General features: G+C 61.1%; 21 protein-coding genes. 11 read left to right on the forward strand and 10 right to left on the reverse strand.

Annotated features, from left to right (window positions below):
• The first annotated feature begins 55 nt into the window (after positions 1–55).
• Positions 56–985: an AraC family transcriptional regulator gene (locus tag K0P33_RS25985; RefSeq protein ID WP_094952648.1), complete on the forward strand. Its 930-nt coding sequence runs from the start codon at positions 56–58 to the stop codon at positions 983–985.
• 36 nt (positions 986–1,021) lie between these two features.
• Here the strand turns inward: K0P33_RS25985 and K0P33_RS25990 are convergent, their stop codons facing one another.
• From K0P33_RS25990 to edd, 4 genes are all read right to left on the reverse strand, one after another.
• Positions 1,022–2,488: an ATP-binding protein gene (locus tag K0P33_RS25990; protein ID WP_242152302.1), complete on the reverse strand. Its 1,467-nt coding sequence runs from the start codon at positions 2,486–2,488 to the stop codon at positions 1,022–1,024.
• Positions 2,478–3,212, reverse strand: a complete 735-nt coding sequence (locus K0P33_RS25995; RefSeq protein WP_094952650.1) for a response regulator transcription factor — start codon at positions 3,210–3,212, stop codon at positions 2,478–2,480. Before K0P33_RS25995 ends, K0P33_RS25990 begins: the two co-directional genes overlap by 11 nt.
• Before the next feature lie 153 nt (positions 3,213–3,365).
• The gene (locus tag K0P33_RS26000; protein WP_094952651.1) at positions 3,366–4,322 is read right to left on the reverse strand and encodes a glucokinase; all 957 of its coding nucleotides are present in this window, start codon (positions 4,320–4,322) and stop codon (positions 3,366–3,368) included.
• Positions 4,319–6,145, reverse strand: coding sequence for a phosphogluconate dehydratase (gene edd, locus K0P33_RS26005; protein ID WP_094952652.1), 1,827 nt, complete (start codon positions 6,143–6,145; stop codon positions 4,319–4,321). The genes K0P33_RS26000 and edd overlap by 4 nt, the downstream gene beginning before the upstream one ends.
• Before the next feature lie 221 nt (positions 6,146–6,366).
• Here edd and gap point away from each other — a divergent pair, with 221 nt between their 5' ends.
• The 7 genes from gap to K0P33_RS26040 all read left to right on the forward strand — a co-directional run bounded on the left by gap (position 6,367) and on the right by K0P33_RS26040 (position 15,354).
• On the forward strand, positions 6,367–7,368 hold the full coding sequence (gene gap / locus K0P33_RS26010) for a type I glyceraldehyde-3-phosphate dehydrogenase (protein ID WP_242152305.1): 1,002 nt from the start codon (positions 6,367–6,369) through the stop codon (positions 7,366–7,368).
• Positions 7,369–7,562: 194 nt separating this feature from the next.
• A complete protein-coding gene (locus K0P33_RS26015) occupies positions 7,563–8,081 on the forward strand; it encodes a sigma-70 family RNA polymerase sigma factor (RefSeq protein WP_094952654.1) in 519 nt (172 codons plus the stop codon).
• A gap of 74 nt (positions 8,082–8,155) precedes the next feature.
• Positions 8,156–9,124, forward strand: a complete 969-nt coding sequence (locus K0P33_RS26020; protein WP_242152308.1) for a FecR domain-containing protein — start codon at positions 8,156–8,158, stop codon at positions 9,122–9,124.
• Positions 9,125–9,240: 116 nt separating this feature from the next.
• Positions 9,241–11,811 carry a TonB-dependent receptor gene (locus K0P33_RS26025; protein ID WP_242152311.1) on the forward strand — a complete coding sequence of 857 codons (2,571 nt, stop codon included), beginning with the start codon at positions 9,241–9,243 and terminating at the stop codon, positions 11,809–11,811.
• Positions 11,812–11,960: 149 nt separating this feature from the next.
• The gene (locus tag K0P33_RS26030) at positions 11,961–12,569 is read left to right on the forward strand and encodes a biliverdin-producing heme oxygenase (protein ID WP_094952657.1); all 609 of its coding nucleotides are present in this window, start codon (positions 11,961–11,963) and stop codon (positions 12,567–12,569) included.
• A 105-nt stretch (positions 12,570–12,674) separates the two neighbouring features.
• Positions 12,675–13,076, forward strand: a complete 402-nt coding sequence (locus tag K0P33_RS26035) for a YbaN family protein (RefSeq protein WP_094952658.1) — start codon at positions 12,675–12,677, stop codon at positions 13,074–13,076.
• A gap of 139 nt (positions 13,077–13,215) precedes the next feature.
• Positions 13,216–15,354, forward strand: a complete 2,139-nt coding sequence (locus K0P33_RS26040) for a methyl-accepting chemotaxis protein (protein ID WP_242152315.1) — start codon at positions 13,216–13,218, stop codon at positions 15,352–15,354.
• A gap of 74 nt (positions 15,355–15,428) precedes the next feature.
• Here the strand turns inward: K0P33_RS26040 and K0P33_RS26045 are convergent, their stop codons facing one another.
• A complete protein-coding gene (locus tag K0P33_RS26045) occupies positions 15,429–15,992 on the reverse strand; it encodes an NAD(P)H nitroreductase (protein ID WP_094952660.1) in 564 nt (187 codons plus the stop codon).
• Positions 15,993–16,131: 139 nt separating this feature from the next.
• Here K0P33_RS26045 and K0P33_RS26050 point away from each other — a divergent pair, with 139 nt between their 5' ends.
• From K0P33_RS26050 to K0P33_RS26060, 3 genes are read left to right on the forward strand one after another with little or no spacing between them, the layout of a single operon-like run.
• Complete coding sequence (locus K0P33_RS26050; RefSeq protein WP_242152317.1) at positions 16,132–17,559, forward strand: di-heme oxidoredictase family protein; 1,428 nt, start codon at positions 16,132–16,134, stop codon at positions 17,557–17,559.
• A 31-nt stretch (positions 17,560–17,590) separates the two neighbouring features.
• Positions 17,591–18,655: an imelysin family protein gene (locus K0P33_RS26055; RefSeq protein WP_094952662.1), complete on the forward strand. Its 1,065-nt coding sequence runs from the start codon at positions 17,591–17,593 to the stop codon at positions 18,653–18,655.
• 2 nt (positions 18,656–18,657) lie between these two features.
• Positions 18,658–19,758: a DUF1513 domain-containing protein gene (locus tag K0P33_RS26060; RefSeq protein WP_094952663.1), complete on the forward strand. Its 1,101-nt coding sequence runs from the start codon at positions 18,658–18,660 to the stop codon at positions 19,756–19,758.
• A gap of 776 nt (positions 19,759–20,534) precedes the next feature.
• Here K0P33_RS26060 and K0P33_RS26065 read toward each other — a convergent pair.
• The 5 genes from K0P33_RS26065 to colR all read right to left on the reverse strand — a co-directional run bounded on the left by K0P33_RS26065 (position 20,535) and on the right by colR (position 24,306).
• Positions 20,535–20,762, reverse strand: a complete 228-nt coding sequence (locus K0P33_RS26065; protein ID WP_053257809.1) for a hypothetical protein — start codon at positions 20,760–20,762, stop codon at positions 20,535–20,537.
• Positions 20,759–21,478, reverse strand: coding sequence for a lipopolysaccharide kinase InaA family protein (locus K0P33_RS26070; RefSeq protein WP_094952999.1), 720 nt, complete (start codon positions 21,476–21,478; stop codon positions 20,759–20,761). The genes K0P33_RS26065 and K0P33_RS26070 overlap by 4 nt, the downstream gene beginning before the upstream one ends.
• Before the next feature lie 4 nt (positions 21,479–21,482).
• A complete protein-coding gene (locus K0P33_RS26075; protein WP_094953000.1) occupies positions 21,483–22,163 on the reverse strand; it encodes a class I SAM-dependent methyltransferase in 681 nt (226 codons plus the stop codon).
• A 189-nt stretch (positions 22,164–22,352) separates the two neighbouring features.
• A complete protein-coding gene (locus K0P33_RS26080; protein WP_242152320.1) occupies positions 22,353–23,633 on the reverse strand; it encodes a HAMP domain-containing sensor histidine kinase in 1,281 nt (426 codons plus the stop codon).
• Positions 23,623–24,306, reverse strand: coding sequence for a two-component system response regulator ColR (gene colR, locus K0P33_RS26085; RefSeq protein WP_016975511.1), 684 nt, complete (start codon positions 24,304–24,306; stop codon positions 23,623–23,625). Before colR ends, K0P33_RS26080 begins: the two co-directional genes overlap by 11 nt.
• Positions 24,307–24,333: the final 27 nt, after the last annotated feature.

Genomic DNA, 24,333 nt, shown 5'->3' on the forward strand with positions numbered 1-24,333 from the left:
TTCAAACACCGCCGCTAAGCTTGGCCCATCAAAGAAGTGTGTAGAGGACGCCCCAATGCCGTCGCCGGAACATAAGTCCATTCCCCTCGATGCCGAGACGGAAAAACAGCGCGCCGAACTGGCCAGCATCGTGCATCGGCATACCTGGGAAGACGGCTCCTACGGCACCGCAATCACTTCACTGTTCCTCAACCGTCATAACACGCCACGCGACTTCATGCCGGTGCTGGTGGAGCCCGCGCTGTGCATCCTCGCCAGCGGCAGCAAGGAAGTGCGCCTGGCCGACGAAATCTTTGCCTACGACCCGCTTAACTATTTGGTGTTCTCGGTCGCCATGCCGGTGGCCGGGCGGATCATCGACGCCACCCCCGAAGACCCGAACCTGTCGGTGCGCATCAACATCGACCCCGCGCAGCTGACGGCGCTGATCGCCGAGGCCGGCCCGATGGGCGTGCCCTCGCGCCCGACATCGCGCGGCATGTACGTCGACTGCATCGACTCCCAACTGCTCGACGCGGTGCTGCGCCTGGCGCGCCTGCTGGACAGCCCCAAAGACATCACGATGCTCGCGCCGTTGATCAACCGCGAGATTCTTTATCGTTTGCTGCGTGGGCCGCAGGGCTATCGGCTGTATGAAATCGCCGTGGCCAACAGTCAGAGCCATCGCGTGAGCCAGGCGATCAAGTGGTTGAACAGCAACTATGAACAACCGCTGCGCATTGATGACCTGGCCAAGGAAGTGAACCTCAGCGTCTCGACCTTGCACCACCGCTTCAAGGCGATCACCGCCATGAGCCCGCTGCAATACCAGAAGCAGTTGCGCTTGCAGGAGGCGCGGCGGCTGATGATTGCCGAAGGCCTGGAGGCTTCGGCGGCGGGGTATCGGGTGGGGTATGAAAGCCCGTCGCAGTTCAGCCGGGAGTACAGCCGGTTGTTTGGGGCGCCGCCGCTGCGGGATCTGGCCAGACTGCGCCAAAGTATCTGACTCAGCGCAGCTCCCACATTTGATCCTCGGTGTTCTTTAGTCCAGGGTCCGGGGCAACCGCAGCGTCACTCGCAAACCACCCTCACGCAGGTTCTGCAAACTCACTTCACCACCATGGCTGTGGGCAATGTTGCGCGCAATGCCCAACCCCAACCCATAACCCTGCTGCTGCCCAGCCAACCGAAAGTGCGGCTCAAAGACTTGCTCCAGCCGCTGCTCCGGTACGCCAGGCCCTTCGTCATCCACGTGCAGGATAAATTCCGCGCCATCGTCTTCGATGTGCAAATGCGCGTTCTGCCCATACTTCAACGCGTTGTCGATCAGGTTACCGATGCAACGCTTGAGCGCCAGCGGCTTGCCCGCATACGGCGCCAATGCTCGACCGTCCTGAGTGATACGGCCATTACCATTGGGCGCCAGGTACGGTTCCACCAGGCAGTCAAGCACGTGATTGAGGTCGACCGGCTCGATGTTTTCGTGGATGTCGGTGTCTTTCACGCATTGCAGCGCGCCCTTCACCAGCAACTCCAGTTCATCCAGATCGCGGCCGAATTTGGTTTGCAGGTTCTCGTCTTCGAGCAGTTCCACGCGCAGGCGCAGGCGGGTAATCGGTGTGCGCAAGTCGTGGGAAATCGCGCTGAACAATTGGCTGCGCTCGGTCAAGTAACGGCTGATGCGCTCGCGCATGGCATTGAACGCACGGCCCACTTCCACCACTTCACTGCCGCCGCCTTCGGCCACCGGCTCCACGTCCGCGCCGAGTGACATATCCCGCGCCGCCAGCGCCAGGCGCTTGAGTGGCCGGCTCTGCCAGTGCACCAACAGGCCAATAAACAGTAACAGGAAGCCGCTGGTCAGCACGATGAACCACACCTGTTGCGACGGCAGGCCTTGTTCTTCAAGGCTGGTGTAGGGCTCGGGCAACAGTGAGGCGATGTACAGCCATTCGCCCGGCGCCAGCTGGATCTGGGTGACCAGCACCGGCGGGTTCACCGGCTCCAGGGTCAGCGCGTAATGCGCCCAGGAGCGCGGCAGTTCATCGAGTTTCAAGCCGGCGTTGAAAATACGCAGGTCCTCGGCACTGACGAACTCCACCGAGATATGCACATCGCCGCCCAGGGTCTGGCGCAACACTTCGTCTACCGCTTGCAGCACCGCCTGTTTGCGCGGGGTCTGCGGCAATATCTGCATATCCAAAGGTCGGTCGTTGAGGGTCACCACAAAACGCGTGCCGCCCATGCTGCGCAACTGATCCAGCACCAGCGGGCGATAGGCCACGGGCAGCGAACGGAAATAACTCACGCTGGCCGTCATCGAGTGCGCCAAGCTGCGGGCGCTGGTGATCAGGCCTTCGAGCTGGGTGGCACGCAATTGCGAGACCCAGATCACGCTGGACAGCGCCTGGGCGAACAGCACCGCGAGCAAGGTCAGCAGGAGCATGCGCCCCAGCAGCGAGCGCGGCACCGGAAAACGGCGGCGTTCGGTCACATGCTCAGTGGGCATTGCCGGCAACCACGCTGGCTGCCAACTGATAACCGCTGCCACGCACGGTGCGGATCAGCCGTGGCGGTTTTTCGGTATCGCGCAGGCGTTGGCGCAGGCGGCTGACGGCCATGTCGACGATGCGGTCCAGCGGCATCAGGTCGCGGCCACGGGTGGCGTTGCCGATGGTGTCGCGGTCGAGAATTTGTTGCGGGTGGTCGAGAAACAATTTGAGCAGGGCAAAGTCGGCGCCGGAGAGAATCACCTCTTCGCCGTCGACGTGAAACAAACGATGGCTGACCATGTCCAGGCGCCATTCATCAAACACCCACACATCGCCACCGCTGCCGCGCTCCTGGCCGAACTGGGCACGGCGCAACAGGGCTTTGATTCGCGCTTGCAGCTCGCGAGGGCTGAACGGCTTGCCGATGTAGTCGTCGGCACCCAGTTCCAGGCCGATCACGCGGTCGGTTTCGTCGGAGCTGGCGGTGAGCATGATGATCGGCACCTGCGCCTGGCGCGGGTGCTGGCGAATCCAGCGGCAGAGGCTGAAACCGTCTTCGTCGGGCAACATCACATCGAGGATGACCAGGTCGCACGGCGCCTCGTTCATCGCCTGGCGGAACCCCGCGCCATCCGGCACGCCACGCACCTGGAAGCCGGCGCGACTGAGGTAGGTTTGCAGCAATTCGCGGATTTCCTGGTCGTCGTCGACGAGGAGAATCGATTTACTGATTACGCTCACGGGGTCCTCCTTGTTGTTATGGCCAAGCTTAAGTCATTTGTTGCCCTTCAGGCCCTATCGCGGGCAAGCCCGCTCCCACATTTGAAATACATTTTTCAGCACGAATGCATTCCCCTGTGGGAGCTGGCTTGCCTGCGATAGCGCCCTCATGGCCTACGCAAAAGCCTGCTCCAGTGCAACTCCAGCCCCGGTCAACCCGGAATACGGCGCGGTCACCAACCACACCGGAATGCCTTTGAAGTAGTCGCTCATGCAGCCCTTGTCGCCGAAACTCTTGGCAAAACCGCTGTTGATAAAGAAGTCGGCAAACCGTGGAATCACCCCGCCCACGATGTACACGCCACCGCGTCCACCGGTGGTCAGCACGTTGTTCCCCGCGACGCGGCCCAGCCAAACGCTGAACTGGTTTAACACTTCCATTGCCACCGGGTCGCCGGCCAGGCCGGCTGCCGTAATGGCTTCGGGCGTGTCCAGCACCGGTGTATGCCCGTCAACCGCACAAATGGCGCGGTACACGCGCGGCAAGCCGCCACCGCTCAAGGCCGTTTCGGCGCTGACGTGGCCGATCTCAGCGTAGATGTGCTGCCACAGCTGGGTTTCACGCGGGCTGCTCAGCGGCAGGTCGACATGCCCGCCCTCCCCCGGCAACGCAGCGAAGCGCCCGCCCCCCAAATCCAACAAGGTGCCGACACCCAGGCCGGTGCCCGGGCCGATCACCACGGCTGGGCGCAACGGTTCCGGCGTGCCTTCGCACACCACGCGAAATTCGTCGGGCTTGAGGCGGGTCATGCCCAGGGCCATGGCCGAGAAGTCATTGATCAGCAGCAGCTCATCGACCTGCAAGGTTTTGCAGAATGCCGTTTTGCTCAGGCGCCAGTGATTGTTGGTGAATTTAAATTCATCGCCACTCACAGGCCCCGCGACTGACAGGCACACCGCGCCGATGGCGCCGATGTCCAGGCCTTCTTCCTTGAGGTAGACCTTGATGGCCTCCTCAGGGCTGTGGTGATCCGCCGTGGCGTGCACGCGGATCGAATGCAGCGCCTGATCCTGCCACAACGCAAAACGGGCGTTGGTACCCCCGATGTCACCGACCAGCGCTAGCTTCACTTAAGCGTCTCCAAGGCAGAGGTAAAGGCGCTGGCGCCCTGCTCTGCGGAGCTTGCGGCCAAGCGCATAAATGCAAACAGCTCACGCCCCGCCCCCACGTTATTGCCCAACAGGCCCGTGGCAGGCGTGCGCGCTGCAAATTCTTCGGCGTCCACCTTAAGCTCCAAGGTGCCCTTCACGCCATCCACGCGAATGATATCGCCATCTTTGACCCGCGCCAGCGGCCCGCCGCTCTGAGCTTCGGGGTTGACGTGAATCGCGGCGGGGATCTTACCCGACGCGCCGGACATACGCCCGTCTGTCACCAACGCCACTTTGAAGCCACGGTCCTGCAACACACCGAGGAACGGCGTCATTTTGTGCAGTTCCGGCATGCCATTGGAGCGCGGGCCCTGGAAGCGCATCACCGCGACAAAGTCTTTTTCCAGCTGGCCAGCCTTGAACGCATCGGCCAAATCCTGTTGATCCTGGAACACCACAGCCGGTGCTTCGACGATCTGGTGCTCTGGCGCCACGGCCGAGACTTTCATCACGCCCCGGCCGAGGTTGCCCTCCATCACGCGCAGGCCGCCTTCCGCCGAGAACGCACGGGCCACGGGACGCAAGATGGTTTCGTCGAGGCTTTCGATCGGGCCTTCGCGCCAGATCAGCTCGCCGTCGACCAGGAACGGCTCCTGGGTGTAACGGCTTAGGCCCTTGCCCGCCACGGTGTTGACGTCTTCGTGGAGCAAACCGGCTTCAAGCAGTTCACGGATCAGGAACGACATGCCGCCCGCTGCCTGGAAGTGGTTGATGTCGGCCTTGCCGTTCGGATACACGTGGGACAGGGTCGGCACCACCTCGGAGAGGTCGGCCATGTCCTGCCAGGTGAGGATGATGCCCGCCGACATGGCGATGGCCGGCATGTGCAGGGTGTGGTTGGTGGAACCGCCGGTGGCGTTGAGCGCGACGATGGAGTTGACGATGGATTTTTCGTCGACGATCTCGCCGATCGGCGTGAAGTTGCCGTTGGCCTTGGTCAGGCGCGTGACCTGATGCGCAGCTTCGCGGGTCAGCGCATCACGCAGCGGCGTGTACGGGTTGACGAACGAGGCGCCCGGCAAGTGCAGGCCCATCACTTCCATCAGCAACTGGTTGGTGTTGGCGGTGCCGTAGAAGGTGCAGGTGCCAGGGCTGTGGTAGGACTTCATCTCCGACTCCAGCAGCTCCTCGCGGGTGGCCTTGCCTTCGGCGTAGCGCTGGCGCACGTCGGCCTTCTGCTTGTTGGAGATGCCCGACGGCATTGGGCCGCCCGGTACAAAGACCATCGGCAGGTGGCCGTAACGCAATGCGCCCATCATCAGGCCCGGGACGATCTTGTCGCAGATGCCCAGCATCAGCGCGGCATCGAACATGTTGTGGGACAGCGCTACCGCCGTGGACATGGCGATGACTTCACGGCTGAGCAGGCTCAGCTCCATGCCGGGCTCGCCCTGGGTCACGCCGTCGCACATGGCAGGCGTGCCGCCGGCGAACTGGCCGACCGAGCCGACTTCGCGCAGGGCGGTCTTGATCTGTTCAGGGAAATGTTCGTACGGCTGGTGCGCCGAGAGCATGTCGTTATATGACGAAACAATTGCCACGTTGGCGGCATTCATCATTCGCAGGCTATTTTTATCTTCAGTGCCGCAACCGGCCACGCCGTGGGCGAAGTTGGCGCATTGCAGCTTGCCGCGCATCGGGCCGTCGCTGGCTGCGCCGCGAATGAGCGCAAGGTAAGCCTCGCGGGTTGCACGACTGCGGGCGATAAGCCGTTCGGTGACCTCAATAACGCGGGGATGCATGTATAGAACTCCAGGCTAACGGATGTGGCGACCTGAGAGTCTATGCTGGTCAAACGCCCGCCGCGAAGAGGTTGGCAGGGTGTTACTTGACCAATCGGACCAGTTGATTCAGGTCACTCGTTGTAGATTGAACAAAATATTGCCACTAAAAAGGCTTGTTTTCTATTTTTATGCGAATAATCTTGTAATTCTTACAACAAATCGACGACAGGCACTTTCCAATGACTCTTCGTATCGCAATCAATGGTTTTGGCCGTATCGGCCGCAATGTCCTGCGCGCACTGTATACCCAAGGCTACCGCCAGGATTTGCAGATCGTCGCCATCAATGACCTGGGCGACAGTTCGATCAACGCCCACCTGCTCAAATACGACACCGTACATGGCACATTCGAAGCAGAGGTTGCCCACGATCAGGAAAGCCTGACCGTCAATGGTGACCGGATTGCCGTCAGTGCCATTCGTAACCCAGCCGACCTGCCGTGGGCTGCGCACAAGATCGACGTGGTGTTCGAATGCACCGGTCTGTTCACCGACCGTGACAAAGCTGCCGCCCATATTAGCGCCGGCGCGCGCAAGGTGATCATCTCGGCCCCGGCCAAAGGCGCCGATGCCACCGTGGTTTACGGTGTGAACCATGACATTTTGCGTCAATCCCACCAGATCATCTCCAACGCATCCTGCACCACCAACTGCCTGGCGCCTGTGGCTCAGGTGCTGCACCGCGAGCTGGGCATTGAAAGCGGCCTGATGACCACCATTCACGCCTACACCAACGACCAGAACCTGACTGACGTCTACCACACCGACCCGTACCGCGCGCGCTCGGCCACCCAGAACATGATCCCGAGCAAGACCGGCGCCGCTGAAGCAGTGGGCCTGGTGCTGCCGGAACTGGCGGGCAAGCTGACCGGCATGGCGGTGCGTGTACCGGTGATCAACGTGTCGCTGGTTGACCTGACCGTGCAGCTGAAAAAAGAAGCCACGGCCGAGCAGGTCAACGCACTGCTCAAGGAAGCCAGTCAGCACTCGACAATCCTCGGCTACAACACCCTGCCGCTGGTTTCCAGTGACTTCAACCATAACCCACTGTCTTCGATTTTCGATGCCAATCACACCAAAGTCAGTGGCAAGTTGCTGAAAGTGCTGGCTTGGTACGACAACGAGTGGGGCTTCTCCAACCGGATGCTGGATAACTGCTTGGCGCTGTGTAACGCCGAGTAATTGACCAATGCAGATCCCCTGTGGGAGCTGGCTTGCCTGCGATAGCATCGCCTCGGTGTGATTGAAATACCGAGGTGTCTGCATCGCGGGCAAGCCCGGCTCCCACAGGGTTCTTCGCCCCCTCTCAACGTGCCACTTGCCATTTGGGTTGATGATAAGCATTATCATTAACTGCAAATCGATCTGGTAGCACTGTGAGCCAATCTCGCTTCAACCATGTCTTTCTCACCCAACGGGTGATTCTGCTACGTACCTTGCAGCGGATGGTGAATAACCCCAGCACTGCCGAGGACCTGTTGCAGGAAACCTACCTGCGCGTCACCCGGGCCCTCAGCGAGCGGCCGATCGACCACCTCGAACCCTTCGTCTACCAGACGGCGCGCAACCTGGCGCTGGACCACCTGCGCTCGCGCAAAATCCAGGCGCGCACGTTGCAGGAAGATGTCCCACTGAACGTGCTGCAAAGCGTCGCCGCCCCTATCAGCACGCCCGAAGACGCGACCCAGGCCGAGCAATTGCTCGAACACCTGAGTGTCAGCCTCGGCCAGTTGAGCGCCCGTCAACAGCAGATTTTCATCCTCAGCCGCCTGCACGGTTGCAGCTACCAGGAGATTGCCGACCAGTTGCAAGTGTCCTTGAGCACCGTGCAAAAGGAACTGAAATTGATCATGGCCATCTGTGTAGGTGTGGCCGAACGGCTGGATCAGCCTTAAGCTGCACCTGACAGAGGTATCGATCCAGGCTGTAGGAAAGATGAATAGAACGTGGCGAAGACCCGAGGAACACCGTGACGGACCCGAATAAACTGCGCCCCCATGAGCTGGCTCATGAGGTGTTGCAAGACACGGTTATGGACCAGGCCCTCGACTGGCTGATCGCCTTGCAGTGCCCGCAACCCGGGCAACAGGCCGAGTTCGACGCCTGGCTGGCCAGCGACCCGGCGCATCTGCACGCCTTCAACAAAGCCCAGGCTGCTTGGGGCGGCGCGCCGGTACACAGCGCCGCCGTGGCCTTGGCGGCGCCGCGTAAACCGAGCACCTGGCGCCGGATCAAACCGCATTGGAAACCCTTGGCCACCGCCGCCGTGCTGCTGATCGGCCTGTTCAGCTTCAGCAACCTACCCATGCGCCTGCAAGCCGACCATCTCACGGTGGTCGGCGAACGTCAGCGCGTGCAGTTGGACGATGGCGCTAAAGTGTTGCTGAATACCAACTCGGCATTTTCCAGCAGCATCAAGGACCACCAGCGCATCGCTCGCCTGTACCAGGGCGAGGCGTTTTTCGAAATTGCGCCCAACCGCGGTCTGCCGCTTGAGATCGATGCCGGCCCGGTGCGCGCCAGCGTGCGCGACACTGACTTCGCCGTGCGCTACCTCAACGGCGAGGCGCAAGTGCAGGTGCAGCGCGGTGACGTCGACCTGAGCAACACCTTCGACGATGCCCGCGTGCGCCTGCGCGCCGGTGAGAGCATCCGTATCGGCCCCAAAGGCTTTGGCCAGCCCGCCAAGCTGGATGTGAGCAAGGACCTGGCCTGGGTCCAGGGCCGGCTGGTGTTCGAAAATTGCCCGATGAGCGAAGTGCTTGCCGAATTGCGCCGCTACTACCCGGGCTGGATCGTCAACACCAATGACAAGCTCGCCAGCACCGCCGTCACCGGCAACTACCGCCTCGACCAGCCCCTGGACGTGGTGCGCTCGCTGGCGCACATCACCTCGGCTAATCTCTCGGAATACCCGGCGCTGGTCATCTTGAACTAAATGAGAATTATTTTTACTCGAAGGTAACCGGCGGTACGTCTCGTTATAGCCAATGCAACTGATTCCTATTTGATTCGGTTCGCAACTATAAGATTCGTACCTCCGGAGCGCTCTCGATGTCCTCTCGTTTCAACCGCCGGTCTTCTTCGCCCGTCCTGTCCTTGCTGACCGCCGCGATCCTGTTGGCCAGCGCGCCCGTGATGGCCGCCACCGCCACCGCTGCCGAGCCGGTCGCCCGCAGCCACGGCAACTACACCTTCAGCATCGAGCAGCAGCCGCTGGTCTCAGCACTTAATGCATTTACTGCGGTGACCGGCTGGCAAGTCGGCCTGCCGGCGGAGCTGGGCCAGGGTGTGTCGTCCCCTGGCGTACGCGGCCCACTGTCAGCGGAAAAAGCCCTGGACCGGCTGTTGGTGGGGACCAACCTGAACTACCGCAAACTGGGCAATAACAACATCGTGCTGGAAAAACGCGCAGCCGGCAGCGTGCTCAACCTGCAACAGGTGACCATCAGCGCCACGCGTAACGAGCAGGACGTCAACAGTGTGCCGAGCACCGTCAGCGTGCACGACCGCGAAGAGCTGGACCGCCAGAACGTAAATACCATTCGCGAACTGGTGCGCTACGAACCCGGCGTGTCCGTCGGTGGCGCCGGCACCCGCGCCGGCAACGCGGGCTACAACATTCGCGGCATCGACGGCGACCGCATCCTCACCCAGGTGGATGGCGTGGAAGTGCCGGACAACTTCTTCAACGGCCCTTACGCCAAGACCCGCCGCAACTACGTCGACCCGGAAATCGTCAAGCGCGTGGAGATCCTGCGCGGCCCGGCCTCGGCCCTGTATGGCAGCAGCGCCATCGGCGGCGCAGTGAGTTACTTCACCCTCGACCCGGATGACATCATCAAGCCCGGCCAGGACGTCGGCGCCCGCCTGAAAACCGGCTACAGCTCCGCCGATGAAAGCTGGCTGACCTCCGGCACCGTCGCCGGCCGCGTGCAGGACGTCGACGGTTTGCTGCACCTGAGCCAGCGCAACGGCCACGAAATGGAGTCATACGATGGCAACAACGCCACCGGCCTGGCCCGCACCGGCGCCAACCCGGAAGATGCGCGCACCACCAATATCCTCGCCAAGTTGGGCTGGAATTACGGCGATGACAACCGACTGGGCCTGACGTACGAGAAGTTCAAGGATGATCGCGACGTAAACCTGAAAAACGCCGTGGGCGGCCCGTTTATCGGTGGTCGGGGGATGAATCTGTACCGCGCCCGCTCGGGCAACGACACCATCACCCGTGAACGCTTCGGCCTGGAAAACACCTTCGCCCTCGAATCAGCGATGGCCGATCGCATCAAAACCAGCCTCAATTACCAGATCGCCAAGACCGACCAGACCACCGCTGAGATCTACCAGGCCGGTCGTCGCGTGTTGCGCACCCGTGACACGCTTTACGAAGAAAAACAGTGGGTCTTCGACGCCCAACTGGACAAGGCTTTCAGCCTCGGTGAAACCGATCACCACGTCACCTACGGCACCACACTCAAGCAGCAGAAAGTCACCGGCTCCCGCGAAGGTTCAGCCTCCTGCCTCGCCGTCGGTTCGGGTTGCACGGCCATCGGCGCGCCCAGCCCCTCCGCCGGCGACAGTGTAAAAAAGGCCAGTGACTTCCCGGACCCGACCATCAACACCTACTCGCTGTTCGCACAGGACCAGATCAGCTGGGACAAATGGACCTTCCTGCCTGCTGTGCGCTACGACTACACCCAGCTCAAGCCGAAGCTGACCCAGGAATTTCTCAACACCGTCAACCCGACCGGCAAGGACCCGGTCAGCGACAAGGAAAAAATCTGGCACCGTGTGACGCCCAAGTTCGGCCTGACCTACGCGCTGACCGATCAATACACCTGGTTCGGTCAATACGCCGAGGGTTTCCGCACCCCGTCAGCCAAGGCGCTGTACGGACGCTTTGAAAACCTCAACCTGGGCTACACCGTCGAGCCTAATCCTGACCTGAAGCCGGAAACCAGCAAAGGCATCGAAACCGGGATTCGCGGCAAGTTCGACGAGGGTTCCTTCGACATCGCGGTGTTCTACAACAAGTATCGCGACTTTATCGACGAAGACAACGCCGTGGTCGGCGGCACTGTCGAACAGTTCCAGGCCGTGAATATCAAGCGTGCCACCATTAAAGGCGCAGAGGCCAAGGGCCGTTTGAACCTGGATGCATTCGGCGCACCGCAGGGGTTGTACACCCAAGGTTCGATCTCCTACGCCTACGGCCGTAACGACGACAACGGCGAGGCGCTGAACAGCGTCAACCCGCTCAAGGGCGTGTTCGGCCTGGGTTACGATCAGGACACCTATGGTGGGCTGCTGAGCTGGACCCTGGTGAAAAAGCAGAACCGCGTCGACAGCACGACCTTCCACGCCCCCGACGGCGACACCAACGGCCCGTTCAAGACGCCAGGCTTCGGCGTCTTCGACCTGACCGCCTATTACAAAGTCACCAACGACGTGACCCTCAACGGCGGCCTCTACAACCTCACCGACAAAAAATACTGGAACTGGGATGACGTGCGCAGCTACGACAGCGTCGGCGAAGCCGCTGTGACCGGCCCGGCCAACCTCGACCGCCTGACCCAGCCCGGGCGCAACTTCGCGATCAACCTGATCTGGGACATCTGACAGCACTTCACCCAAATGCCGTCCCTTACCTCGCCAGCATTGCAGCGGCGAGGTGAGGATTTTTTACTGTGCCGCGTCTTCTTGTTCGTCTAGTTGATAACAGCTCTCTTTAGGGCACCCAGGCGCTACTCTTCTCAAGGACTTTTTCGATGACCGCTTCCCCTACCGCAGAACGCCCAAGCCTACGCTCCCAGCGCCTGAACCAGATCACCAACGAGCCACACACCAAGCTCGACGCGCTGGTCAAAGCTCACGCCCCATTCGAAACCCAAGCTAACTTCGCCCGCTTCGTGGTCGCGCAGTACCTGTTCCAATCGGAACTGGTGGCCCTGTACAACGACCCTGAGCTGATCAAGATCGTCCCGGACTTGGCTGAGCGCTGCCGCGCCGACGCCGCCAAGCTGGACCTGATCGACCTGGACACCGACGTGCCTGCACCGGTCGCCGGCGCTGTGAAGAACCCGAGCAAGGCGCAAGCCTTGGGTTGGCTGTTCGTGTCCGAAGGCTCCAAGCTCGGCGCTGCGTTCCTGATCAAACGCGCCGTGGGCCTGGGCCTGAGCGAAACCTTCGGTGCTCGCCACCTTGGCGAGCCGGCCGGTGGTCGCGCAGAAGGCTGGAAAAGCTTCACCCGCACCCTCGATGGCCTGGTATTCAGCGCCGAAGAAGAAGCCGCAGTAGAAAAAGGTGCGATCGACGCGTTTGTGCGCTTCACCGTGCTGCTGGAACAGGCGTACGCTAACGCCCCTGAACTGGCCTGACTGCTGGAATGCGATTAAAAATGTGGGAGCGGCAAGTCGAATCGTCGCCCCGCCGCTCCCACATTTGAATCCCATTTCAAACTGATTTTTGTGATCACCCTACCCATGACCGGCAAAACCCAATCCACCTCAAAAATCGCGCAGATCCTCTTCGGCCTGCTGGCCTACGTCAGCCTGGGCATTGGGTTGGTGGCGATTGTCATACCGGGTTTGCCCACCACCGAATTCATTCTGCTCGCCGCCTGGGCTGCGACCAAAAGCTCGCCGCGCCTGAGCGCTTGGCTGGAAAACCACCGGCTGTTCGGGCCGATCCTGTTCAATTGGCGCAACGGCAAAATCATCGCGCGCCGCGCCAAAGTCAGCGCCACCGTGAGCATGCTGCTGTGTGCCGTCTTGATGCTGGTGATGCTCGATCACGGCTGGCCGATTTACCTGGCGATTGCCGGCATGAGCCTGGGCAACCTGTGGATCTGGTCACGCCCGGAACGGCTTGCAACGCCCGTGTAGCGAGGCGTGTAGTCTTTTACCTACCGCTCATCGCCTTTCCCTCATGAAACATCTCGATGCGCCGATGTTTCGGACATAGCGCCGAATGGAATTGGCTCGCCCAGCTTGCACACCAACAAGACTATTCGCGAGTGAACCTATGTTCGACACCCTCTCCATCCGCTTGAAAATCGTGCTGCTGTCTGGCCTTTGCCTGGTAGGGGTGATTGCGCTGATCATCAGCATCAACCTGTACGAAACCAGCCAAAATGATCAACTGATCAGCGATTCAAGCTCGCGAATGCTCACCCAAAGCGTGCAACAGCTGTTGCAAGCCAAAGCCGCCGAGCAAGCAGTGCAATTGCAGAAAACCTTTGGCGAAAATCTGGCAGTGGTCACAGCACTGGCCGATCAGGTCAAGGACCTGCGCGCCCTCGCCAGCAAACGCTCGCTGGAACCGAGCGCCCTGCGTGAGGAACTCAACCAAAGTCTTAAAACCGCGTTCGAACGCAACAGCAAGGTGCTGGGGATCTGGCTGTCGTTCGAACCTAACGGTCTGGATGGCAAGGACAGCGAGTTTGTCGACGATAAAGCCCGCGTCTCCAACGAAAAAGGCCGCTTCTCCAGCTACTGGAGCCGCGCCGCTGGCGATGGCCTGAACACGGTAATGGTCGAGGACGACCTGACCAAGACCACCCCCAACCTCAGCGGTACGCCCTACAACATCTGGTACACCTGCCCACGGGACACGCGCAACGTTTGTCTGCTTGACCCGTATTCCGATGAAGTGGCCGGCAAACAGGTGCTGATGACCACCATCTCCCTGCCGTTGATCGTCGACGGTAAAGTCATCGGTGTGATCGGTATCGATATCGCCCTCAATACCCTGCCAGCCTCGTCGGATGCCGCCCAGAAAGAACTGTTCGACGGCGCGGCGCACCTGGAGATTATCTCCAGCACCGGCTTGATTGCGGCCTACAGCGGTGACCCGGCCCGAGTCGGCAAAAACCTGATGGACACCCTCGGTGCCGAGGGCAAGGAGATTGTGCAGTTGTTGGCCAACGACACGCGCACGATCCGCGAGCAAGACGACACGATTCGCACCGTGTACCCGGTCAAGCCGATTGCCGACGCCAAGTCCTGGGGCATTGTGATCAAACTGCCCAAGAGCGTGATGCTTGCCGACACCTTGAAACTGCAAGGCGTACTCGACAAAGCCCAGGCTGCCGGCACGCTCAAAGCCTTGCTGGTCGGTGCCGCCGCCGCACTGCTGGGCTTGCTGCTGATCTGGCTGACCGCCACCGGCGTGACCCGCCCGATCAATACCGTGGCCGCGATGCTCAAGAACATCGCCAGCGGCGAAGGCGACCTCACCCAGCGCCTGACCTACGCCAAAAAAGACGAATTGGGCGAGCTGGCGAACTGGTTCAACCGCTTCCTCGACAAGCTGCAACCGACCATCGCGCAGATCAAGCAAAGCATCACCGAGGCACGTGGCACGGCGGATCAGTCGTCCGCCATCGCGCGCCAGACCAGCGAAGGCATGCAGGTGCAGTTCCGCGAGATCGACCAGGTCGCCACCGCCTCCAACGAAATGAGCGCCACCGCCCACGAAGTAGCCAGCAGCGCCTCCAACGCCGCCAGCGCAGCACGCGGGGCGGACCAGTCGGCGCGTGACGGCATGGCGATCATTGAACAGAGCACCCGCGACATCACCACCCTCGCCGAAGAAGTCAGCAAGGCCGTAGGCGAAGTGGAAGCCCTGGCGGTGAACAGCGAACAGATCGGCTCGGTGCTGGAAGTGATCCGCAGCATTGCCGAACAGACCAACCTGCTGGCACTCAACGCCGCCATCGAAGCGGCGCGCGCCGGAGAAAGCGGACGGGGTTTTGCGGTCGTGGCCGACGAGGTACGCAACCTGGCCAAACGCACTCAGGATTCGGTGGAAGAGATTCGCCTGGTGATCGAGCGCATCCAGAGCGGCACCCGTGGCGTGGTGGCGACCATGCATTCCAGCCAGCACCAAGCCCAGAGCAATGCCGGGCAGATCCATCAAGCGGTGCAAGCGCTAGGCAAGATCAGCGATGCGGTGACGGTGATCAGCGACATGAACCTGCAAATCGCCAGCGCCGCCGAACAACAGAGCGCCGTGGCCGAAGAGGTCAACCGCAACGTCTCGGCGATCCGCACCGTGACCGAAACCCTTACCAGCCAGGCCACCGAGTCGGCGGCGATCAGCAGCCAACTGAACGCCTTGGCCAGCCAGCAGATGAAGCTGATGGATCAGTTCAAGGTGTAACGCCACTCCTGAAACCAATGAGGGGCAAATGTGGGAGCGGGCTTGCTCGCTCCCACATTTAGATCACTGTTGTTCTAAAGGCCAGTCCAAGCCTGAACAAACGCCGCCACATCTTCCTTCGGCGCAGTACGCGGCGGGTTCTGCGGCGTGCCCAAGTAAAGGAAGCCAATCACTTCCTCGCCCTCCGTCAGCCCCAGGCCTTTAGCCACGTGAGCCGAATAGGACAACTCCCCCGTGCGCCACACTGCGCCAATCCCTTGGGCGTAAGCCGCCAGCAGAATACCGTGGGCCGCACACGCGGCCGCCAGCAGTTGCTCGGATTTCGGCACCTTGAAATGCGCTTGCAAGCGAGCAATCACCACCACCACCAGCGGCGCGCGCAACGGGCCGTTCTGCGCCTTATCGATGGCCGCTTGCGGGGCGTCGGCGTCTTGCAGGCGCGCAGCTTCGGCTAACAGCGTGCCCATCTGCTCGCGGGCGGCGCCTTCTACGGTAAGGAAACGCCATGGGCGCAACTGGCCGTGGTCCGGCGCACGCATGGCGGCGGCGAATAGCAGATCGCGCTGCTCCTGGGTCGGTGCCGGTTCCAGCAAACGCGGTACGGAAACACGGTTGAGCAAAGCGTCGAGAGCCTGCATTGGCCACCTCCAGAGAAAAATGTGCAGCCATTCTAGCGGGAATGAATCGGATTCGACCAAACGATAATTGCTCTTATTCAATCCGCCCCGCCCTGTTAGACTTTGCGGCCTAATTTTGGCCATCGCTTCAGGAATCTTGATGTTCCGTTCGCTATTTCGCCTGTCCGCAGCATTGATGGCTTTGAGCCTGGCTGCCTGCGATGACGCTCCCCGCTTCACTAAGGCAGAGCCTGGTGAAGCGCGGGCCGGCGGCGCGACGACGGTGAACAAGCGCGACCAGAACGCCTTTTCCCTGCCCTCGGCGAACCTGGCGCCCACCCGCCGCCTGGACTTCAGCGTCGGCAACAGCTTTTTTCGCAGCCCGTGGGTGATCGCGCCGTCCACCACCACCGCGCGTGATGGCCTCGGCCCGCTGTTCAATACCAACGCCTGCCAGAACTGCCATATCAAGGACGGCCGTGGCCATCCGCCGCTGCCCGATGCGCCTAATGCGGTGTCGATGCTGGTGCGCCTCTCCATCCCGGATACACCCGCCCTCGCCAAGCTTATCGAGCAGGTTGGCGTAGTGCCCGAACCGGTCTACGGCGGGCAATTGCAAGACATGGCCGTGCCGGGCGTAGTGCCGGAAGGCAAAGTGCGGGTCGACTACACACCGGTTAACGTGGCGTTCAAGGACGGCACCGTGGTCGAACTGCGCAAGCCGGCCCTGCAAATCACCCAGCTCGGCTACGGCCCGATGCACCCGGAGACACTCTTCTCAGCGCGCATCGCCCCGCCGATGATCGGCTTGGGCCTGCTCGAAGCCATCAGCGACGCCGATGTGCTGCGCAACACTGACCCAAAAACGGCCGACAAAGAAGCCCTCGTGGGCCGCGCCAATTGGGTCTGGGATGACGCCCAGCAGAAAACCGTGCTCGGGCGCTTCGGCTGGAAGGCCGGGCAACCCAACCTCAATCAACAAAATGTTCACGCGTTTTCTGGTGATATGGGCCTCACCACGTCCCTGAGACCCTTTGATGACTGCACCGACACCCAAGTCGCCTGCAAACAGGCCCCCAACGGCAACGGCCCCGATGGCGAGCCGGAAGTCAGCGATAACATCCTGCGCCTGGTGCTGTTCTACACCCGCAACCTGGCCGTGCCGGTGCGCCGTGGCGTCAACACGCCGCAGGTGCTGGCCGGGAAAAACCTGTTCTACCAAGCCGGTTGCCAGGGCTGCCATAAGCCGACGTTTACCACGGCCGCCAACGCCGCCGAACCCGAACTGGCCAACCAAGTGATTCGCCCCTACAGCGACCTGCTGTTGCACGACATGGGCCCAGGCCTTGCCGACAACCGCAGCGAATTCAAGGCCGGTGGCCGCGACTGGCGTACCCCGCCGTTGTGGGGCATTGGCCTGACGCAAACCGTCAGTGGCCACACTCAATTTTTGCATGATGGCCGCGCCCGCAACCTGCTCGAAGCCGTGCTGTGGCATGGCGGTGAAGCACAAACGGCGCAGCAGCATGTGTTGTCCTTTAATGCCGAGCAACGTGCCGCGTTGCTGGCGTTCCTGAATTCTTTATAAGCTTTGCCCCACTTACAGAAGGGAGCTCGACATGTTTCGTCCCAAGTTGTTGTTCACCAGCCTTGCCGCCCTCGCCCTCGGCGCCTGCTCGCCCCAGGACCCGCAAGCGGTGACCTCGGCGGCCATCGCCAAGCAAGTGATCCTGCCGACCTACAGCCGCTGGGTTGAAGCCGACCGCCAACTGGCCGTCAGCGCCCTCGCCTACTGCCAGGGCAAGGAAAGCCTGGAGACCGCCCGCGCCGACTTCCTCCACGCGCAAAAAGCCTGGGCCGAGTTGCAGCCGCTGCTGATCGGCCCGCTGGCCGAGGGCAACCGCTCGTGGCAAGTGCAGTTCTGGCCGGACAAGAAAAACCTGGTGGGCCGACAGGTTGAACAGCTGGTCATCGCCCAGCCGCAGATCGACAGCGCCGCCTTGGCCAAATCCAGCGTCGTAGTACAAGGCCTGTCGGCCTACGAATACATCCTCTACGACGCCAAGACCGACATCGCCGACGAAGCCCAGAAAGCCCGTTACTGCCCGCTGCTGGTGGCCATTGGCGAGCGCCAGAAAGCCCTGGCCGAAGAGATCCTGGCCAGCTGGAACAGCACCGACGGCATGCTCGCGCAGATGACCAAGTTTCCGAACCAACGCTACGCCGACTCCCACGAAGCCATCGCCGATCTGCTGCGTGTGCAAGTGACCGCGCTGGACACCCTGAAGAAAAAACTCGGCACGCCGATGGGTCGCCAGACCAAGGGCATTGCGCAGCCGTTCCAGGCCGATGCATGGCGCAGCCAGTCGTCCCTGCAAAGCCTGCAAGCGAGCCTAGCCGCCGCCCAGACCGTGTGGGCCGGGGTCGACAACAAAGGCTTGCGTGGCCTGCTGCCTTCGGACCAGAAGCCATTGGCCGACAAGATCGACGCCGCCTATGCCGCGTCGCTGAAGCTGTTCGCCGCCAACCCGCGCACGCTGAATGAATTGTTGGCCGACGATGCCGGGCGCCAGCAGCTCAACGACCTCTACGACAGCCTCAACGTGGTCCACCGCCTGCACGAAGGTGAGCTGGCCAAGGCGCTGGGCATCCAACTGGGCTTTAACGCCAACGACGGTGACTGATGATGCTCAGGCGACAGGCTTTGGCGATTGGCAGCGTGCTGCTCAGCGCACTCACGTTGGGCGGCTGGACGTTGTTCAAGCAGAAGGGGTTGAAAGGCCCGCTGCTGCTGTCGGCGCGCGATGATGCGGACGGCAAACACTACGCCGTCGGCTACCAGTTGGACGGCAAGCAGGTGTTTGCCACCCAGGTCGGCCAGCGCTGCCACGACATCATCAACCACCCGACGCTGCCGATTGCGCTGTTCGTCGCCCGTCGCCCGGGCACCGAGAGTTACCTGATCAACCTGCGTGATGGCGCGCTGCTGCAGACCATCACCTCGAATGCCAACCGCCATTTTTATGGGCATGCGGTGATCCATAAGAGCGGCGACTGGCTGTATGCGACCGAGAACGACACGTCCGACCCGGGCCGTGGGTTGTTGGGTGTGTATAAGTTCGAAGGTGAGCGGCTGGTGCACACGGGGGAGATTTCCACTCACGGTATCGGCCCGCATCAAGTGTCGTGGATGCCTGACGGTGAGACCTTGGTGGTGGCCAATGGCGGGATTCGCACCGAGGCTGAAAGCCGGGTGGAGATGAACCTCAATGCCATGGCGCCGAGCCTTGTCTTGATGCATCGCGATGGCAGCCTGATCAGCAAGGAAACCCTGGGCCAGCAGATGAACAGCGTGCGTCATATGGGGATTGCCAGCGACGGCACTATTCTCACGGGGCAGCAGTTTATGGGGGCGTCGCAGGAGCGCTCCGAGTTGCTGGCGATCAAGCGGCCGGGGCAGCCGTTTGTGGCGTTCCCGGTGGCGGATGAGCAGTTGCAGGCGATGGGGCATTACACCGCCAGTGTCGCGGTGCACAGTGAGTTGCGGTTGGTGGCGTTGACGGCGCCGCGGGGGAATCGGTTTTTTATCTGGGACATGGACAGTGGTGAGCTGCGCCTGGATGGGCCGTTGCCCGACTGCGCCGGGGTGGGTGCGGTGGCGGATGGGTTTGTGGTGACTTCAGGCCAGGGGCGTTGCCGGTTTTATGACTGCCGGCAGACGCCGTTGGTCGCTAAGCCGTTGGAATTGCCTTCGGGGTTTTGGGATAACCATTTGCATCTGGTTTGACGTTGTTGGGGGCATATCCGTTGCTGCGGTAACGGCTTCGTAGGGTTCCGCTCTTACAGCGGGTCACTTTTGGAAAAGAGCCCCAAAAGTAACCAAAAGGGCTCTTGCCCCACCACTCGGCACCTCGCTTAGGCTCGGTGTGCCCTCACGCAGGCTTTGGACCGTGGGCCGCCGCCATGGGCCATCCTTGGCCCATCGCGGCTAAACCGGCGTCCTGCCGGTTTACCCCCGCTCCAAAGCCTGCGTTCGGCCAGCGTGGTTTAACGGGGCGCCTAAGATCAAGATCAAAAGCAAAAGCACGGCGGCCTAGTAGCCGACCTGAGTGGTTAAATCAAAAGCGAAGCCGAGGCGGCCTGACAGCCGACCTGATAGTGGAAGCTGAAACTCAATCAACTGTGGGAGCTGGCTTGCCTGCGATGCAGACACCTCGGTCCATCAAGTACACCGAGTTGATGCCATCGCAGGCAAGCCAGCTCCCACAGAAAAGCAAAGCACTGCGGTACTGGCAGCCGAACTCGGTCAAAAATGTGGGAGCGGGCTTGCTCGCTCCCACACTTGGATCTCAGTACATAAGGCAGAGAGTGTGCTGCCGTGTTTTTGCTCTGCTTTTGCTTCTACCACTCAGGTCGGCTAGTAGGCCGCCGTACTCTGCTTTTGATCTCGATCTGACAGGCCCCGTTAACCACGATTACCGCAGCAACGGATATGTATCTCCCCCCCACACACAAAAAAAGGGCCTCGCATCGCAAGGCCCTTTCCCGGGGGTTTGAATCGTTTCAACTCTGCGGCCTCATGCCCTGAGACATCCCAAACATGAACAACAACAAATCATGATCAGGCTTGACCGCCACACTCGCCTTGGCGACACGCGGCAACAGGCATTGCCCGCTACCTTGCACCGCGCTGAGCACTTGTGTGCGAGGCTGTTCCCACGCAGCCAGCGCGAGGGCTGCTATGCCCAACGCCCCGACCAGGAACAAACCTCGTGCTATTTCTAGCTTCATCTGGTTAAACCCTTGATAGCGCTGCCAAACGCCGTTTCATAAAAGTAGCTGAGTTTTTTCCAGTCAGTGTCACTCCACGACGAATGGCGCCGCAGTTGCTGCATGTCGTGGGACGCCGCCCGATAAGCGGTCAAACGCTGACGGCATTTCTCAAAATCCAGCAACGCCACTTCCACATTGGCCGAGTCGCCCTCGCCCGTCACCCGTAAGAAGATGTGCTTGATATACAGGCAACCGTGCTGCCAGCGGCCCTTGTGCATACGCGCCAGGGTGCCCGCCACTTCCTTGAGCACACGCTCGTGGACGCACTCGCCATACTGCTCACGGCCACCGGCGGCGTACCAGTTTTCGATCTCGTCAAAACCATCGAGAGACGCCGTCACCAACAGCGCTTTCCATTGATGTTGCGGATCGCGACGCGCCTCGCAGAACACCAGTTCCGGCACCCGCACATCCAATGCACGCAAGCCCTTGAGGGCATCGCGTTCGCGCAACACGGTCGGGCGCCCGAACGGGTGCAGCACACTGCGGTAGATGTGGCCCGTCTGGCGTTTGCTGTAGAGCAAGCGGCCATTAGGGCTCATCACACGTTGCACACCGCTTTCACCACCGCGTCGGCGGTTGGGTTCTTCAACCCACTCGCCCTGTTGGCGCCAAAAATAATCAAAGCGTTCTTCGGGAGCTACATGACTGCCTGCTATGCACTCAACTGCCATCCTGTTACCTCTTACGCAATACATACACTCGCCACATGGCGTACAGCGGTATGAAGTCCAGGGATTCCTGAACACGGAAACCGGCCTGCTCGAACTCTGCCTCAACAGTAGCAGCCGGTAACACGAACCGGTTTTGGTAACCTCCCTGCTCACCTTTACTGCGACGTTTCACTTCGGCACGCTTGCGTTTCCAGGCCTTGAAATTGCCGTCCACCCACAGCGAAATAATCACGCTGTCACGGGTAACCCGCTGAAATTCCCGCAGTATCGCCAGCCGGTGCTCCGGTTCACCAATGTGGTGCATCAAGCGCATGCAGAAGATGCTGTCGACCGAGTTATCCGGCAAATCGATATCAAAAGCAGATGTCTGCAAGGGGCGTACCCGTTTCACCACGTCCGCCGGCTGAGCGGCGGTCGCGACCTTCAACATCGACTCGGAATTGTCAGCCCCGATAATCACACGGTTGGGTTTTTCAGCCAGCAGCGGCCAGAAACGCCCGGCCCCGCAAGGCAAGTCCAACACCAGGCCTGGCTCGCCGGCCATAGCCAGTGCGCCGCGCGCCAATTGCTCGTCTCGTTTGTGGGACAACCGGCGAGCCAGATTGTCCTGATGCTTGAGCAAATAATTCTTCGCGTGCTGATCGTCGTACTTTTCAGAAAAATCGAGCTTGATAGGGGTAGACATCAACGGATCTCCAGTAGCTGTTGCCTACAACCTTAAGCAGCTAACTGTGATCAACAGGTCAACCCGTTGTGAAAAACTTGTCCTGTCCAGCCTCATACATTTCAAGACTTTACAGACACAATCAGTGGCATGGGGCCATCTTCGCCGAAAAGCACGGTATCTGCCGCAGGACAGCGGCAGGGTGGGAAGTCAGGGTTTAGCCTGGCTCAACTCGACATGAAAGCGGCATCCGTGAGGTTCCATCGTGCTCAGGCTGACGCTCCAGCCTTGGCTCTCGCAGATGCGTTGCACCAACGACAAGCCCAAGCCCAGGCCTTCACCGCGCTTTTCGCTGCCGCGCACGAACGGCTCGAACATCGCCTCACGTTTGTCTTCGGGAATACCGACGCCGGAGTCCTCCACGACAAACCCGCTGGGCTCGAGAGTCAGGCGGATAAAGCCCTGTTCGGTGTAATGCAGGGCATTGCGCAACAGGTTGCCCATCACCGCGTGCAGGAACGTGGTGTTGTAGCGAGTATCCAGCGGATGACCCGGCAGATAGACCAATTCCAGACCTTTTTGCTCGATAGGCTCCCGCCAGATCCCGAGCAAGTCTTCGGCCACCTGGGTCAAGTTGACCTGAGGCGACATGGCCGCATCATCATGCTTGGCACGGGCCAGCATCAGGAAGGTTTGCACCAGCTCGCGCATCTCTTCACAGGCACGGGCGATTCGCAGCACTTGGTTGCGACCGCGCTGATCAATCGCCGGGTTCTCCAGCAGCAGTTCGCAGGAGCTGGCCAGTACCATTAACGGCGTGCGCAATTCATGGCTTACATCACTGGTAAACAGCTGCTCGCGGGACAACGCCTGGCGCAAGCGGCCCAGGGTGGCGTCGAAAGCCACGGCCAGCTCGCCGACTTCATCGGCCGCATAATCCGGCGCCAGCGGCGGCGCCAAGCCCAGCAACTGGTCGCGATGACGCACTTGGCGGGCCAGCCGCACCACCGGCGCCATTACTTTGCGCGCCAGCACCCAACCGAGGAACACCGCCAGCGCCAGGCTGAGCACAAAGCCCACCAGCACCACGGCAAACAGCACGCGCTCGCGCTCTTCAAAATCGCTTTGGTCTTGCAGCAGGACATAGCGTCGACCATCCACCACTTCGACCATAGCGTGGTACGACAGCGACTCGCGGAACACCTCATGAAAACCCGGCTCCAGGTGGCGCAAATCCTTGGGCAGCTCGAAATCCCCACGCCCACCGCTGAAATAAAACAGCTGGTCGGGCTCCGGGCGGTGGCTCCAGTCCTCAACGCTGTCCATCAGCAGCAGGCGTTGCAAGTCGCCACCCAAGCCTGCCGAGATCAGCTTTTCTTCCACCAGGTGTACCGTTGCAACGATGCCCATGGCGAACGCCCCCGCCACCAACGCGCTCATCAAGGCGAAGGCGATGATGATCCGCTGGGCAAGGCTTTGCTTAAACTCCATCACGACCCTCGGCCAGGCGATAACCCACACCGTGCACCGTTTGCAGCAGCGGCTTGGCGAAGGGTTTATCGATCACTTGGCGCAATTGGTGGACGTGGCTGCGCAGGCTGTCACTGTCTGGGCAGTCGTCGCCCCACAAGGCTTCTTCGAGAATTTCCCGACGCAGCACGTGGGGGCTCTTCTGCATCAACACCGCGAGCAACTTCAAGCCAACAGGGTTGAGTTTCAGCAGCCGCCCTTCGCGAGTGACTTCCAGGGTATCGAGGTCGTAATGCAGGTCAGCCACCTGCAGGGCACGGCGTCCACCTCCTTGGGCACGGCGCAGCACGGCTTCGATGCGTGCGGCCAATTCCGACAAGGCAAAGGGTTTGAGCAGGTAATCATCGGCGCCGGACTTGAAGCCCTGCAGCCGGTCATCCAATTGGTCGCGGGCGGTGAGCATGATCACCGGCGTATCGCGACGGGCGTCTTCACGCAGGCGTTTGCACAAGGTGTAGCCATCGATGCCGGGCAGCATGATGTCGAGCACGATCAAGTCGTAATGCTCAGTGGCGGCCAGGTGCAGGCCCGATAACCCGTCCTGCGCACAGTCCACGGTGTAGCCCTTCAGCCCCAGGTAATCGGCCAGGTTGGCCAGAATATCGCGGTTGTCTTCAACCAATAGAATTCGCATGGGCAGTGTCTCCGTTCTTTCGTGCCA

Source organism: Pseudomonas sp. ArH3a (assembly GCF_022648765.1).
GTDB lineage: Bacteria > Pseudomonadota > Gammaproteobacteria > Pseudomonadales > Pseudomonadaceae > Aquipseudomonas.